The organism is Oceanobacillus profundus (assembly GCF_003515705.1).
In the GTDB taxonomy this organism is placed as follows: Bacteria; Bacillota; Bacilli; order Bacillales; family Amphibacillaceae; genus Oceanobacillus; species Oceanobacillus profundus.
This window is the reverse complement of sequence record NZ_QWEH01000002.1, coordinates 381,697-397,957: the sequence shown is the minus strand read 5'-3', so window position 1 is coordinate 397,957 and position 16,261 is coordinate 381,697. Positions and strand designations below refer to the sequence as shown.

Genomic DNA, 16,261 nt, shown 5'->3' with positions numbered 1-16,261 from the left:
CCGATATCTGTCTATAATTTTATCATATCATATTCCATATGTTTATGAATCAAAACATGGTATATTTAAGCTATGAAGGTTTGTATAAATGAATAATTACAATTTTATAATGAGGGACGCACAATGAAAGAAAGTCAACTTGTTGCGATGGATGCAACATCAATAGCCGGTGCAATTCAAAATAAGCAAATTACGAGTAAAGAAGTTGTTTCAACGTATATTGCTCATATCTTAAAGACGAACCCAAACATCAATGCGATGGTTGAGGACCGATTTGAAGCTGCTTTATATGAAGCAAATGAATTAGATCAAATGCTAGCTAGAGGGGAAGTAATAGGGCCGCTTCATGGGGTCCCAATTTCAGTAAAAGAGTCACTACATGTCGCAGAAATGAAAACGACCGGTGGCTTAGAGCACCGGCAGGATTTAATTTCCAGGGAAGATGCCGAGGTTGTTGGACGTTTAAAAAAAGCTGGTGCCATAATTTTAGGAAAAACTAACACCCCTGCACTTTGCTTCTGTCAGGAAACAGATAATAAATTATATGGCAGAACAAATAACCCGTGGGATTTAAATAGAACTGCCGGGGGATCTTCAGGAGGCGAAGGTGCCCTTCTTGCTGTAGGTGGAGCTGCTGCAGGCATTGGATCGGACATTGGTGGGTCAATTCGTTTTCCCGCACATTTTAATGGCATCATCGGTTTCAAGCCGGGGATGTTCACTATCTCTAATGATGGCCATTTCCCAGCTGTTATGCATGATTTACAAGCCCGTATGCTAACTATTGGACCAATGGGAAAATCTGTTCAAGATATGCGACTGCTTTATAAGGTTCTTTCCGGTGTTTCGTTAGAACTAAAACCTTTAAATCGATTCCGAATGGAGATCTTACCTAGTACAATTGATTATCCGTTATCTGAGAAAACAAAACATATACTTAACCAAACGGAGCTTTTTCTTGAGAAGACGTTCTCCACGAAACAATCCAGCCCTCCTTACTTCAGAGACAGCGCTCTAATTTGGCAGGAAATTTTATCGATGGAAGGAAGTAAATTGATTGAACAAGAAGCATATAACAATGACAGATCGAATGTATATACCTCTTTCTTTAAAGAAAAATTAACACAACGAACGAAGGTGCATCCATATCTTTCCTGGGCGATTATGGGCGCAAAAATGTTTCGCCCATCTAGAAAGCGCATTCGTGAAGTAGAAACAATTATCGAACAAGGTGACGAATTATTAAAAGCGTATTTAAAGAATCGCCTTCTTATTTTTCCTGTTTATCATTCTGGGGCTCTTCCCCACGGTCAAGTGTTTAAGGAAATATTCTCGATTCGAAAAACATTCTTACAGCATATGCCCTATGTAGCCTATGCAAATGTATGGGGACTGCCTGCATTAACAATTCCTGTTGGAACAGATGAAAACAATATGCCAATTAGTATTCAAATCATGAGTGCCATTGGTAATGAGGATGCTATATTCCGCCTAGGCAGATTAATTGAAAAGAAATTTAGAGGTTATATGCTTTGCAATAATGAAGTGGCACAGTCATTCTTATAAAATGGAATGACTGTTTTTTATACTTTTTTACTGTTTATAAGCTGTTTTTTATCGAATATGATTTAACGTTTAGCAAATACTATTCCTATCCACAAAATCACATCTATTTTGGAAAGAGGTGTACGATTATGTCAGAGAAAAAGAATAAGCATTTTTCGGATTTCTCAAATGTAGACAAACAACGTAATCAGTTAATACCTGAAGAATTTCCAGAAGGACCATTTGGTTCTGCAATCAACGATAATGAAAAAGTATCAAGTAAATCTGAACCTTGGGGCGAGGGACAATATCGCACAAGCGCCTTTACATTTCCAGATAAAAACCAGCATGCAGGCATCCCACGACAAGCAGATGGATCACATCCGACACATGACGAGTCAGAAAGCGACGAAAGGTAGCAGCTCAAATGTTTGAACTGCTACCTTTTACTTATGTACTTTCTTCAACACAAAATAGGCGCATCCAAAATTACAGTATTCAAATAAATAATCATCTAATGCATTTATTTTCGAATCGATTGATGCTTTTGCATTTCTCTCCTTATAAAATCCTTTTAATCGAAGCTGCTCATAGCCCCAGTCTCCTACAATATAATCATACTTAGCCAATATTTCGGAATATCGATTTTTAATTGCTTCCTCTTGAAATCCATCTTTTATATTTTCCACAATTTCATAGCTTTTACCATTCAGTTCAATCAAACGATTCACCCCACTTTTCATGCACACATAAGTTGCTTCTAGTTTACCATACGTTCGGATATAGAAACCAGAAATATTTACATGCATTATTTTCGCCTTTTTAAAGAAACTAGGACTAATCAAATTATAATTGCGTGTTCAAGAGGGGGATGACACCGGACTGTTGAACAACCTTTTATATGTAGGAGGAAGAACATGAAAGCAATCCTTATTATAATGCTTACGATAACTACGATGCTTGTAGGTTGTACAACATTTGACAACTCAGAAGGTGATCGTGAACAAATACTTGATGAATTGGATCCTACAAGAAATGCGCCAGAACCCACGGATGATGAGCTTAGCTCAAAGCTGGGATACGTACGTTACACAAAGGATCAACTGGATAATGAACTGGAAAACGGTGAACAGCAGCTCACAATCGATCGTAATGAAATGGCTGATATGATTACGAAAATCATTCTTAGAAATAATGGTTTTGAGGAAGTTGCAACACTTGTTACGGACAAGGAAGTTTTAATTGCTTACCAAAGAAATGAAGAACTTTCTGCCGAGGAAGCATCCGATTTATGCAAGAAAACCGCTGCATCTATTTTACCAGGCTTTTTTAATATCCATGTTTCTGATAATGAAACACTCATGCAGGATATCCAAAGTCTGCATCAATCCACATCGGAAAACCGGAATTATGATAACACAATAAAAGCCATTATAAAAGAAATGGAAAAAACACCTAATAGGGAAACAGTGGAATAATCATTATCAATAAACTAATTATAGGAGGTGAATACATTGACGAACAGGCTTATCTTCTCCATTATTATTACCTTCTTTTTCTTGAACGCTAATGCAGTCAATGCCGAGAATGAGGAATCCGTTTATGATAAGCGAATGGCACTTTTTAAAAAGACTGAAGCACTAACACAAATTCCTTGGTACTATTTTGCTGCTATTGATAATTATGAACGTAACATAAAAAGCAGTGATGAACCTGAGCAAGTAATCTCAATAGAATTCGCTTCTGAATTATGGTTTGGCCCAGGGAATAGCTCACAAATAACGGAAGAAACTATTATCGACACTTTCGATGGAGAAGGAAAAGATGGAAATGGTGATGGAAAGGCAGATCCAGCCAATGAAGAAGATGTTCTTTATACGATGGCAATGCTTATTCTAGAATATGGTCCTACAGAGGATGATATTAAAATTGCACTGTGGAATCATTATCAGCGTGATTTAACCGTTCAAACTATCATGAATACGGCAAAGGTATTTGCAACGTTCCAAGATATCAATTTAACAGATAGAGACTTCCCTGTATCGATTCAGCATAATTACAGTTATCGCAATACTTGGGGAGACCGAAGAGGCTTTGGTGGGCTGCGTATTCACGAGGGTACAGATATTTTCGCAAACTATGGTGTCCCTGTTCAGTCAACCACATATGGCGTAATTGAAATGATGGGCTGGAACCTATACGGTGGCTGGCGCATTGGAATACGTGACATTTTTAATATTTATCATTATTACGCGCATATGAGTGGTTATGATGATAATATAAAACTTGGACAAGTTGTACAGCCTGGAGATGTGCTCGGCAGTGTTGGATCAACCGGCTATGGTCCACCAGGAACATCTGGAAAATTCCCGCCCCATTTACACTACGGGATGTATAAGGATAATGGGTATAGTGAATGGTCCTTTGACCCCTACCCTTACTTGCGAAAATGGGAACGCATGGCTAGAGATAAACAATAGTTGGACCATAAATCCGACGTATAAGCAAAGGAGTCGTTACCATTCCGGTAACGACTCCTTTGTAACACTTTAATCTGTTTGCTTTGATTTTCTCATTGCGTTCCATACACTCGCAATCAGACCGCCCCAAATTATTATCATCCCAATTACCATTACAAAAATAGATGCACCACTCATTCGTTAGCCTCCTTTTTCTCGTCTATATCCTTTTTCCATTTGATTAACGACATCAAAATACCAATTACAAGTGCTGCTATCGCGATCGACCAACCACCATATAAGATAAATGTATTGGAGTACCCTTCATAGTTACCTGTGTCCGTTGCAAATTCCTTTAGGAGGTTCTGCTTAAATAAACCATACATCATGTATCCCATGACGATAGGCGTTATTACCCCTAAACTAATTGTCCACCATGAACCAAGTCGGATATCCGAAATCCCGTCTGCATGATCTTTATACATTTTAACCTTACGGAGAATCCAAGCAATTAAGACAACCTCAACAAACCCAAGCATCGCTACACCGAATTGATTAATAAAATAATCAACTACATCCAGGAAGAACAGTCCGCCTTGTGTCGCAAACAGCAACGAGATAACAGCGGCTAAACCACCGCCTATTAGGACTGCTTTTTTCCTTGAGATTTGGAATTTATCCGACAAACCAGATACATACGTTTCTGTAATTGAGATTAATGAGGTTAATCCAGCTAACATTAACGAAACAAAGAATAATACCCCAAAAAGTTCGTTAAAGGCTGTGAATTCATTAATGATTGCTGGAAATGCTACGAATGCTAAGCCAACTCCACCACTTACAACTTCATTAATCGGCAAACCTGACTGTAAAGCCATAAATCCTAAAATACCAAACACACCAATACCCGCTAACAATTCAAAACCAGAATTCGCAAATCCTACGATAAAAGCGTTATTTGTAATGTCTGATTTCTTTGGCAAATAACTGGCGTACGTAATCATAATTGCAAAAGCAATGGATAAACTAAAGAAAATTTGTCCATATGCCGCAATCCATACATCCGGTGAAAAAATTTGGCTGAAATCAGGTGCAAAAAACGCATCCAATCCTTGCATAGCTCCTGGAAGGGTTAGTGCTCGAATAACAATGATGAGGAATATAATGACTAATGCTGGAATAAAAATACGATTTGCAATTTCAATCCCTTTCTTCACACCTTTAAATAGAATTCCTAATACCAGTGCCCAAACAATGATTAAAGGAATTAATACACCAGGAACCAGATTCCCTATCTGTCCTGGGACTTCTGCTAAATTTAGATAATCGCCATATAAAAATCCTTGTGTATCCTCTCCCCACCCTAAATTAAAAGAAAAAACAGAATACGATATGGCCCAGGCAACGATTACCGAATAATAGGTTGAAATAATAAATGCTACTGCAACTCCCCACCAGCCAACCCATTCTGTTTTTTTATGCATTCGTTTAAACGTTAATGGTGCAGAACCTCGATACTTATGTCCCATTGTAAATTCCAATATCAAAATCGGAATTCCGGCGGTAAGCAGTGCAAACAGATAAGGAATCAGAAATGCTCCGCCGCCATTTTCATAGGCAACTGCAGGAAAACGCCAAATGTTCCCAAGGCCGATAGCCGATCCGGCTGCCGCCAAAATAAAACCTGCCCTTGTCCCCCACTGAGAACGATTTTCCATGACCAAACCTCCCCTTTTTTTATACAAGCTCTGTATTATTTATATTATGAAGGTTTACAATAATTACTCTTTTCTGATATATTTATTACATAGTTTCCTTACGAAGAACAAAAGCGCAAGCGCCCGGTTAGCGACGTACGGACTGGACTGAGCCGCAGGAGATAAAGGAAACACGACGACCGCAGGGAGTCGATGTTGACTTATCGTACGGAGGTGAGGGAAGTCTCGCTAGTCGCTGGGCGCTGGAGCTGGACGTAGCCGTTTAGGTAACTAAGTTATCCACAGCATTCAAATTTTATAGTTTCCTGGTGCAACAAAAAAAGATGTGTGATGACATTACGTCATCACACATCTTAGAAATTTTTCAGCCTATATTTATTCCGCTGTTTTACTTTTTAAAACAGTACGATATACAAATACAATCCCAAAAAGGAATACAAGTGTAACTGCCAAGGAAAGCATAATTTGCCCTGTCAATCCAAGCAGTAAAAACCCTAGTATTGCTACAACTGCTGCAAGTATTGCATATGGCAGCTGCGTTAATACGTGATCAATATGGTTAGCCCCTGCTCCTGTTGAGGAGAGAATCGTCGTATCAGAAATAGGTGAGCAATGATCACCAAATACAGCTCCTGCAAGTACAGCTGCTAATGCCGGCAGTAATAACTCAATATTTGTATTGCTCATTACTTCTGCTGCAATTGGAAGCATGATACCAAATGTACCCCATGAAGACCCAGTAGACAATGCCATAATCGCTGCAATAACAAAGAATATTAACGGTAGATAGCTAACACCTATAGAGGAATCATTAACTAAATTCGCTAAATAGGTCCCTGTTTCCAATGTACCGATTACCGAACCGATCATCCAAGCTAAAATGAGAATATAAATAGCCGGAAGCATCGTTTTTGTCCCTTCTACAAAGATTTTCATAGAATTTGCTTTTGGCTTTCCTTGGACTAAATGAAAAATAAAAGCAGTCAATACGGCTAAAATACCACCAATTGCTAATGATTTGTTAACATCTGTATTCGCAAAAGCATCCAATATCGTAGCATTTCCATCTGTTGCTTGAATACCCGTAGTTATCATTGCTACAACGGTAGCTACAAAAAGAACTAAGATTGGTATAAATAAATGGTATACCTTTCCGTTTTGATTTGGCTTAAACACATCGCCTAAATCCCCTGCAACCGTATTCTGCTCTGGATTCAAAAGCTCTCCTGTTTCCATCGCACGTTTTTCATGTGTACGCATTGGACCAATATTAAATTGAAAATACGCTACAATAAATACAAGCAGGACTGCTGCTATTGCATAAAAATTCATCGGAATCATCCAGATAAATGCCTCAATCGGCTGATATTCTGTAATTTCATTGGCAGCAAACAATCCACCAAGAATTCCAATAATATAAGCTCCCCAGCTTGAGATAGGCGAAATAACTGTTATCGGGGCTGATGTTGAATCAATATAATAGGCAAGCTTCGCTCTGGACACTTTGTGACGATCTGTTAATGGTCTTGCAATTTGACCAACTGCAAGGCTGTTAAAATAGTCATCAATAAAAATAATTAATCCTAAAACGCCTGTCATTAACTGTGCACCTCTACGTGTTTTCACTCGTTTCATCATCCAGTCACCAAAAGCTCTGCTTCCTCCGGATGCTTGTAAAAAGGCAGTCATGATACCTAATAATAATAAAAATCCAATTAACTGAATATTTCCTGTATTAGGTGCTCCCTCTGAAACAAAAATTTCATAAAATACATACCAAATTTCCTTAACTGCTTGCAACACATTAAAATCATGAATAAATAATGCTCCAATTATTATCCCTGATCCTAATGATAATAAAATTTTCCTCGTTGTAATAACGAGCACCAGCATGATTAATGCTGGAATAATCGAATAAATTGTACCTTCCATTGTGATCCCCCCATAATTATTTCTCAGATGTGGTTTTCGAGATAAACGAGTTGATGATGAAATGTTGGTTTACGACATATGTACGTGCTAGCTTCTTAAAAAAGCACACAAAAAAACAATGACAGAAAATAACCATCATTGTTTTTTACAATTACAATATACGTTATCCTCCATCTCGATCAGTAGTTCTCCATGCACATCCATTTCAGCGGTTGTTCAAAAAGTCCGGTAAAAATGACACATCGAGATCAGTAGACCTTCGACTAAGTACCGACACGTCCTGTGTCGAACGTCGAAGTCACCACATCCTGTGGAAGCTCGTTGGCTTGCTTTTCCGTTCTCACGTATTAATTGCATACGTTACGGTACGGGGAGCTTCGCCGCCTCGAACTTCTCGGTCCTTTTTATCCTCTTTTTTGAACTCTCACTTTAAGCATGACAGTACATCTCTTGTTCAAAGATGTACCAGCAAATAATAAGTTTGACTCTTATTACGCTTCGGCAAATACCCCTTTCACCAACCATCACTGTTGTCATTCTCCGGTGGATTACTTATAATATTTGCGCCTCTACCTCACCGATCTGATAAGGTTTATTATTGAGTTAAAGGATATTCATAAAGTCCGGTAAAAGTGACACTTCGAATTTCTTCGTTAGCTTGCTTTTCCGTTCCTCACGTATTAATTGCATACGTTCCGGTACGGGAAGCTACGCTGCCTCGAACTTCTCGGTCCTTTTTATCCTCCTTTTGAATACACATAGTTACTCCCATACTATACTAGATTTTTAGTTATTCTGCAAGTCGTCTTTTGGTATAGCAATTGACGGACCATCACTGCCACCACCATAGAAATCTGGAACCTTGCCCATAATGGCACTACCATCCAAGTATATCTCCGTATTAACTGTTGTTACATCGGATGTAAATGGGATGACAATCTGCACATCCGCCTCTACATTAATATAAAGCGATACCCAAGCACCATTAATACCAAATTCCTCAATTTCACGTACAACATTTGTCCGAACATTCCCTACAACCTCGAAATTAATCGGTATTTTCGGACCTAGGTTTGCAAGTACCGTATTTCCGGTAACCTGCCCTAAAGGGATCTCAACCAATGTCGGATCCTGTTTCGCCATATCTTCAGCACCATCACTATATTCATATGGTTCGGTAAGCGGATCTTCAAATTCCAATGGGTCACCGCGGTTAACGTTGATGAAAAATTCTTCCACCCTGTCTGTTGCGACTCGATTAATTTCACTGATGATAGAATTGTTCCAGTTATACGTTGAAAAATTCCCTTCATTGTCATATGTAATATTTACCATGTCATCAAAACTATAATCTTCAACATACCGAACGGCTGAATTGATCGCCCGCGTTGCAAACTCATCGACTCTTCTTTCCGCTATATGCATTAGAACTGGTTCAATTCGTTTATCAATTAATTGCATACTTAAAAATACACAGACTACAAAAATAATCATCGTTATGATTAAAATATGTTTCCCTGGAGGCAATGCTGTTCGTTTGCGAAAACGTTTTTTATGTCTCAACTCAGGAACCCCCTCTGGAATAATCCTATGCTTGTTCCACAGGGGGTAGACTAAGTAATTTATAAACATAATAAAAATGCCTCCCTAATGGAAGACATTTGCATTAATTATGATATTCTTAACAAAGCTTCTTTACCCGTCATACCAACTTCCCAGCCATAAGCTTTTGAAGCATCTGTTATCTTCTGTAATGGAGCGTGTAATAATTCATCGATCGTTCGCACACCCATCGCACGCCCCGCGATAACATTACGCTCCATTAATTTTGGAACTTCATTAAAAATATCTACATCCAATGCCGCACACATAATATAGCCAATGTCATTGGATATCGTCAGCAAATTCGTTTTTGGAAGCTCAACACGTACTGCCATAAAAATCATGCCGTCTACTTCAAGTGGATTTACCGTAATCATAATGAATTGCCCCCTTCGCAATGTACCATATATGTGTATGCATGAAGGGGCCAACATGTCACAAGCAGCGGCCTCTTAGGAATAATATGGAAATTTAGCACGAAGCGTTTTTGCGAGCAAATCCCTTAAAAATTCCGGGACAAAATATTGCTTCGAATCCGATTTCGCTACCTCCGGTAATAGACGGCCGAATGTGAAGGTATCGGCAGTCGCGATATAGTATGTTCGATCTGGATCGATCTCTTCTCCATTTTCTAACAGAACCTGTTTCACATACTCCTCACCATTTTTATGAAATCCTGTTTCTACCTGGATTCCTGCAAACATCATTCTTCCCAGTACTTTCCCACGAAATCCAAAGCCTTTCAATGCCAGCTGCATAAATTCCTTTGTTAATGATACACGGACAACTTCGATCAATTCATTTCCTTTCAGATCCACAACAACAGGATTAATTGGATGTGGGCAAATCCGATGAATATCTCCATACGTGATAGCCCCTACTGGTAAGCTTTCCAGTAACAGACCGTTATTCAACATCGCAGCATCGGCTTTTGTCCATTCCTTAACTGTATTCGTCAGCTCCTGCATGATTGGTGTATCCTTATACCAATTAACAGTCAATGGACTGTCAATCTGTACAACGGTTTCACCAAGCAAGCTATTAGCCTCATTTAGCATCACGTGTAATGTCTGCTCCGTTTCAGCATCTTTTTCCAAATGCGTAATGTCAGCTGTATATGCCTCTTTTTTCACCAATTTTTTCTGCTTATGGTCCCAAGTAAGAATAACTTCACCTATATAAGCGCAATGCTTTCCTGCTGCAGTAATCACAGCATTATTGATATATTCGCCACTACGAAGCAAATGATGTGTATGGCCACCAATAATCGCATCTACAGCATCATACCTTCTTGCAATTTCTTGATCGATGGTAATACCAAGATGCGACATGACAATGATTATATCAACGGATTGCTCTAGATCTTCCATATACTTATCCAAAACTTCAAATTCAGGTGAAACATACCAATTTAATAGCTCATAAAAGGCATTAAATGGCGCAGTTAAACCAATCATACCAATTTTCACACCATGCTTTGTCTCAATATTTACTGTCGGACGTAACCATGGTGGCTGCATGTTATCAGTACTATGCAGGTTCGCACATGTGACTTCGAATGCAGCTTCATCATATAAATGGTATAAATCCTGATGAGACATTGTAATCCCTTCGTTATTGCCGATGGTAACATAATCATAACCTGCATCATTTAATAGCTTGACATTCGCTTTTCCCATTGTTGCCTCTGTTATAGAATGAGATCGGTCTACATGATCTCCAATATCAATTGTCCAGTTTGATTCACCACGTTGATTCCGTAGCGCTCGTGCTTCTTTTAAATAAGTCACAACACGTGGCCATTGTTTAAAATCACTATGTAAATCATTCGTATAATAAAAGTAGAATTTCTCTTCCATTTACATAACCCCTTAGGAGAATCCTTGATAAATCATACGCAATCCAATAAAAATTAAAATGACGCGCAATCCCCATTCCAATACTTTTCCAGGAAGAAGCTGATTCACCTTTGCACCTAACTTCCCACCAATCCAAGCACCTGGGATAAAGAATAATACATATTCCCATGCAATATGTCCAAGCACAATATGTGTACTAGCACCAACAATGCTAACAAAGAAAATCATAAACATTGATGTTGCGGTTGCAATATGTGCAGGAAACCCGAACAACAGAATCATTGCCGGCACCATAATGGAACCACCACCAATTCCAAAAAGCCCGGATAACGTCCCAACAATTAAGGATAGCACAAACGCTCCTAAGATCGGTACACGATATCGATATGTTTCTCCGAATAATTCAAATGTACGGACACCTTTTTCATCCCCAGTGAATTCCTTTTTATGATTCCGATCCCTTTTAATAAAGAAAAGAAGGGATATAACGATCATTAATATGCCAAAATATAATAAAAATGACTTCGAATCAACAAACTGATTTAACCATGAACCAATTGCTCCGCCTGGAATACTTCCCGTCAGAAATAAAAGTCCAGTTTTATAATCAACTCGTTTCACTTTTGCATATGACAGTGTTGAGGATAGTGCTGTAACAATCATAGCAATTAAAGAAATCCCAACAATGGATTGTGGAGTCACCCAGGAAAAGCTATCTAAAAACGAGCTAACCAACAGTAACGTTGGTATAAGAATAATTCCCCCGCCAAGCCCCATAATTGATCCAACAAATGCGGTAATCAGACCAATCGTTAAACATATTAAAAAAACCAAAACAACCCCTACCATCTGTAATATTGTATCTATATCTTATCATATTGATGAATGAAACTCGCATTGTATCTTGTTGAAAATATTTCTCATTATACGAGTACGAATGAGTAAACCTTGTGTATCAAATGAATTACTAACTTAGCAACAAACAACACGATACTTTTTCTTAGTCATCGTAACGTTTCCTTAAATTAATGCCTGTCAAAGTCTTCTTATAAATATACCGATCCATTATACCAGATCCTAAAATAACACCCGTTACAATTAGAATAAAGCCAAAGAAATGCGCAACTGAAATTTGTTCACCAAGAAATAAAAAAGAGCCCAGCAATGCAAAGAAAGGTTGTAAATTCATAAATATCGATGCTTTCCCTGGCCCTACATTTTGAATCGCATGATTGTACAGAAATTGACCAAGTGCAGTTGCAAAAATAGCGGAAGCAAGGAAAACAGACCACCCAACCAACGTCCCATCCTGCAAACTCGATATTCCTTCTGGCTCCAAAACGAAACCGATACAAAATAATAAAAATGATCCTATCAATAAAGTTGTTGCAGTAACTAATCTCGCTCCCATCGTTTCTGTTGCTTTTTTTATGTAGATAAAACTTAACGCTTGAGATAGTACTGCAAGAAAAATATAAATATCACCGATATTCATTGTCAAACCATTTATATTCCCAACAAGAATAACGAAAGAAACACCGGACAAACCAAAAATAATGCCAATTATCCTCATTAAGGAAAGCTTATCTTTTAACATTTTACTTGCAAGTATGGAAGTAAATAACGGAACTGTCCCTAAAAGCAAACCTGAATTAGAGGCACTTGTTTGCGTCAACCCAACCGATAGAAAGAAATGATGGCCAACTACCCCTGTAACGGAAACAAGAATAATGTAAGATAATTCTTGTTTTTTAGGTAAACGTATTTGTTTTCTTGCCCATAAGATTAAATACACAACAACAGCTGCTAAGAAAATGCGAAAAGAAGTGATCGTCACTGCTGAAAATTGCCCTACAATCACTTTAATTGCAATTACATTAAATCCCCACATGACCATTACTAAAATAAGTTGCCCATACATTAGGGAATTCCCCATTTAATCCCTTCTTTCGTTACGTTTGCAACCATAGCTATCTAAATTCACTGCTAATTATAGATGATTTTTTACCGTATTACGTTTTTCAGAACCATAGTTAAAGGCTGATTTTTATAAAATATGGTCGAGCATCCTAAGTTAGCCCGACCTGGTAACTATTTCTTATCTTCTACGATACCATATAATACTGCTCTATCCTTATATATCTGTAATACAAATCAATCAAATATTAACAACTATTTGTTCACACCTCTTCCCCCTCAATATATACATGTTCCGCTTTAGACAATAAATCAAAAGGACTCCCACTCCAAATAACGAAATCAGCATCCTTCCCTGGCTCAATGGATCCTACACGATCTTCAATACCTAGATGTTTTGCAGCATTTAATGTGATTGTTTGAAGTGCCTCCTGTTCACTTAGCCCATTCCGAATTGCATGAACAGCACTTGTAACAAGATAGTCAATCCCAACAACTGGATGATCTGTAGTTAACGAGCATGCTATTCCAGCATCCATTAACGTTTTAATTGTAGTCCAGCCTTTATCCTTTAATTCCACTTTCGAACGTGTAGACATCGTTGGCCCAACGGATACTTTCACGTCATGTTTAGCTATGAACGCTGCAATTTTATGTCCTTCTGTACAGTGTTCAATAGTCATATCGATATCAAATTCACGTTTGATACGCAATGCTGTCAGAATATCATCCGCGCGATGGGCATGAACACGTAATGGAATCTCCTTCTTCAATACTTTCGCTAAATTCTCTAAGTCTAGCTTTCGTTCCTTCTCCTCGTTATGTAAATAATTTTGTGCTTCGATTAATTTCTCCCTTAGCTGTGCAGCAACACCCATTCTCGTAACAGGCATTCTTCCTTTTCCACCGTGAAATCGTTTCGGATTTTCTCCTAAGGCAGCCTTCATACCTGATGGAGATTTTACGACCATCTCATCTACAATATTTCCAGCGGTTTTTAATATTACCATTTCTCCCCCAATAACATTGGCACTACCCGGCATGATTTGGGCCGTGGTAACACCAGATTTTCTAGCATCCTCAAAACCTATTTCCATTGGATTAATTCCATCAATAGCACGCAAGCTAGGGGTAACGGAACTACTCGTTTCATTATAATCAGCTCCTTCTAACCCAACACCTTCTTCAGAAATCCCTAAATGGGTGTGAACGTCAATAAGACCAGGGGTTAGTACTTTCCCTTGTGCATCGATTACATGATAAAAATCTGGGATCTTACTTGCAGGTACAAGCTTTGCGAACTTGCCATTTTCAATGATAAGATCTTGATCCTCGAATCTATTTCCTTTCCCGTCATAAATAATTGCATTGGTTATTGCCAACATGAATACCACTCCTACTATATTATTAGGTACAATTCTAAATTCCCCATAAAAAATAGCTTATAAGGCTTTTATCCTAACTATTTAAATAATTTCCGTTAGAAAGCTATTGTTTTATTCTAAAAGTTATTATATATTAATTATTATATCTTTTGTACAAATTTAGACATATTCCGACACGAAAGGAGCAAACAAAATTGTTTGAATCATTAAAAAAATACTCATTATCCTTGATTAGTATCCTTTTCTTAGCTATTTTACTTACAGCTTGTGCTAGTGAACCAGAGGAATCTTCTTCTAGTTCAAACGGAGGGGATGAAACGGCAGGTGGCAAAGAATTAGTCATCTCTACCGCTTCGGATGCAATATCACTAGATCCTGCTGGTGCGAATGATGTTCCTTCATTCGATGTTCAAAACAATATTTTTGAAAGATTGGTATCTTACGATCAAAATATGGAGCTTCAACCAGGACTTGCAGAAAGCTGGGAACAAATTGACGAAACAACCTGGGAGTTTAAACTACGTGAAGACGTTACCTTCCATGACGGCTCTGAATTTAATGCCGAAGCTGTAAAAGCGAACATAGAACGTATCAATGATCCAGAAGTTGCTGCCCCTGCAGCATACTTACTTGATATGATTAACGAAGTTGTCGTTGTGGATGATTATACCGTTCAGTTCAAAACAGAATTCCCGTACTCTGGTTTACCATCCAACCTAAGCCATTCGGTTTCAGGTATGATTTCACCAGAACAAATCAGGGAAGATTATGCTGCTATGGGAGAAGGAGAATCTGTTGGTAGTGTTATCAATGCAAATCCAATTGGAACTGGCTTCTTAAAATTTGAAGAATGGCAGCCTGGACAGCTTATCCGTCTAGTGAAAAACGAAGACTATTGGGGAGAACCAGCTAAGATCGAATCGGTTACCTTTAAAGTCGTACCAGAAGATTTAACACGTATCGCTGAATTAGAAACAGGAGACACCCACATTTCTAATCCATTAAGTTCTTCAGATGTATCACAGATCGAATCTAAAGAAAATTTATCCGTTCTACAACAAGGAAGCCTTGCATTAGATTATGTTGGATTTAATACATCGAAAGAACCGTTTAATGACCAGCTTGTCCGTCAAGCAATTACAATGGCCATTGATAAAGATCAAATAATCAATGGAATCTACGAGGGATATGCACAAGTTGCGGAAGGTCCTCTACCACCAAATGTTTATGGTTATGATGAAAATGTAGAAGGACTATCCCGTGACCAAGGTAAAGCAAAAGAATTACTTGCTGAAGCAGGATACCAGGATGGATTTACAACAACTCTTATGACAAACGATACGCGTGAACGTATGGACATTGCAACGAATATTCAATCACAGCTTGCAGAAATTGGAATTACGGTTGAAATCGAGGTGTTGGAATGGGGAGCATATATCGAAAAACTGGATGCAGGCGAACAGGAAATGTTTATTTTAGGTTGGTCTAACAGTACTGCCCATGCGGATAATACGTTCTATCCATTATTCCACAGTGATAATCTTGGAGCATCTGGAAATACGGTATTCTTTGAAAACAGTGAACTAGATACCTTAATTGAAGAAGCTCGTCAAGCACAAGACGAAGCTGAGCAATTAGAGCTTTATAAACAAGCAGAAGAAATGCTTGTAGATCTTGCTCCAATGGCTTACTTAACGCACAAAGATTATTTATTAGGTGTACGTGATGAAGTGAAGGGATTAACAATGTATCCTTCAAAATTGCTAAACTTGAAAGAAGTATCTATTGAGGAATAAGTTTATTTGCTTTGGAGGCTGTCCGAGGGTTCGGGCAACCTCCTTTCA

General features: G+C 38.3%; 15 protein-coding genes and 1 riboswitch. Of the genes, 5 read left to right on the top strand and 10 right to left on the bottom strand.

Features of this window, described 5'->3' with window-relative positions; genetic code table 11:
* Window positions 1–123 precede the first annotated feature (123 nt).
* Both D1B32_RS05145 and D1B32_RS05140 read left to right on the top strand, forming a co-directional pair.
* Entirely contained in the window at window positions 124–1,566 is a 1,443-nt protein-coding gene (locus D1B32_RS05145) for an amidase (protein WP_095309275.1), read from the top strand.
* Window positions 1,567–1,694: 128 nt separating this feature from the next.
* On the top strand, window positions 1,695–1,964 hold the full coding sequence (locus D1B32_RS05140) for a hypothetical protein (RefSeq protein WP_095309277.1): 270 nt from the start codon (window positions 1,695–1,697) through the stop codon (window positions 1,962–1,964).
* A gap of 27 nt (window positions 1,965–1,991) precedes the next feature.
* Here the strand turns inward: D1B32_RS05140 and D1B32_RS05135 are convergent, their stop codons facing one another.
* Window positions 1,992–2,267, bottom strand: coding sequence for a YutD family protein (locus tag D1B32_RS05135; protein ID WP_095309286.1), 276 nt, complete (start codon window positions 2,265–2,267; stop codon window positions 1,992–1,994).
* Between the two features lie 195 nt (window positions 2,268–2,462).
* On the opposite strand from D1B32_RS05135, the gene D1B32_RS05130 reads away from it, so the two are divergent.
* The gene (locus tag D1B32_RS05130; protein WP_095309279.1) at window positions 2,463–3,023 is read left to right on the top strand and encodes a YhcN/YlaJ family sporulation lipoprotein; all 561 of its coding nucleotides are present in this window, start codon (window positions 2,463–2,465) and stop codon (window positions 3,021–3,023) included.
* An 81-nt stretch (window positions 3,024–3,104) separates the two neighbouring features.
* On the top strand, window positions 3,105–4,025 hold the full coding sequence (locus D1B32_RS05125; protein WP_240033742.1) for a M23 family metallopeptidase: 921 nt from the start codon (window positions 3,105–3,107) through the stop codon (window positions 4,023–4,025).
* 69 nt (window positions 4,026–4,094) lie between these two features.
* Here D1B32_RS05125 and D1B32_RS05120 read toward each other — a convergent pair whose 3' ends face one another.
* The 9 genes from D1B32_RS05120 to D1B32_RS05080 form a co-directional block, all read right to left on the bottom strand.
* On the bottom strand, window positions 4,095–4,202 hold the full coding sequence (locus D1B32_RS05120) for a methionine/alanine import family NSS transporter small subunit (RefSeq protein ID WP_118888790.1): 108 nt from the start codon (window positions 4,200–4,202) through the stop codon (window positions 4,095–4,097).
* Window positions 4,199–5,722 (bottom strand): sodium-dependent transporter, encoded by a 1,524-nt coding sequence (locus tag D1B32_RS05115; RefSeq protein ID WP_118888789.1) that lies wholly within the window; start codon window positions 5,720–5,722, stop codon window positions 4,199–4,201. Before D1B32_RS05115 ends, D1B32_RS05120 begins: the two co-directional genes overlap by 4 nt.
* Window positions 5,723–6,097: 375 nt before the next feature.
* Window positions 6,098–7,654, bottom strand: a complete 1,557-nt coding sequence (locus D1B32_RS05110; protein WP_118888788.1) for a Na+/H+ antiporter NhaC family protein — start codon at window positions 7,652–7,654, stop codon at window positions 6,098–6,100.
* 410 nt (window positions 7,655–8,064) lie between these two features.
* Window positions 8,065–8,231: riboswitch (Lysine riboswitch) on the bottom strand.
* Window positions 8,232–8,440: 209 nt separating this feature from the next.
* Window positions 8,441–9,217, bottom strand: coding sequence for a sporulation protein YunB (gene yunB, locus D1B32_RS05105; protein ID WP_240033736.1), 777 nt, complete (start codon window positions 9,215–9,217; stop codon window positions 8,441–8,443).
* Window positions 9,218–9,324: 107 nt separating this feature from the next.
* Window positions 9,325–9,633: a YunC family protein gene (locus tag D1B32_RS05100; RefSeq protein ID WP_095309296.1), complete on the bottom strand. Its 309-nt coding sequence runs from the start codon at window positions 9,631–9,633 to the stop codon at window positions 9,325–9,327.
* Window positions 9,634–9,708: 75 nt separating this feature from the next.
* Entirely contained in the window at window positions 9,709–11,115 is a 1,407-nt protein-coding gene (locus tag D1B32_RS05095; RefSeq protein WP_118888787.1) for a bifunctional metallophosphatase/5'-nucleotidase, read from the bottom strand.
* Window positions 11,116–11,127: 12 nt separating this feature from the next.
* Window positions 11,128–11,949, bottom strand: coding sequence for a sulfite exporter TauE/SafE family protein (locus D1B32_RS05090; protein ID WP_118888786.1), 822 nt, complete (start codon window positions 11,947–11,949; stop codon window positions 11,128–11,130).
* 166 nt (window positions 11,950–12,115) lie between these two features.
* Window positions 12,116–13,036: a DMT family transporter gene (locus D1B32_RS05085; RefSeq protein ID WP_240033735.1), complete on the bottom strand. Its 921-nt coding sequence runs from the start codon at window positions 13,034–13,036 to the stop codon at window positions 12,116–12,118.
* Window positions 13,037–13,295: 259 nt separating this feature from the next.
* Window positions 13,296–14,417 (bottom strand): amidohydrolase, encoded by a 1,122-nt coding sequence (locus D1B32_RS05080; protein ID WP_095309308.1) that lies wholly within the window; start codon window positions 14,415–14,417, stop codon window positions 13,296–13,298.
* A 194-nt stretch (window positions 14,418–14,611) separates the two neighbouring features.
* Here D1B32_RS05080 and D1B32_RS05075 point away from each other — a divergent pair, with 194 nt between their 5' ends.
* A complete protein-coding gene (locus D1B32_RS05075) occupies window positions 14,612–16,213 on the top strand; it encodes a glutathione ABC transporter substrate-binding protein (protein WP_095309310.1) in 1,602 nt (533 codons plus the stop codon).
* Window positions 16,214–16,261 lie beyond the last annotated feature (48 nt).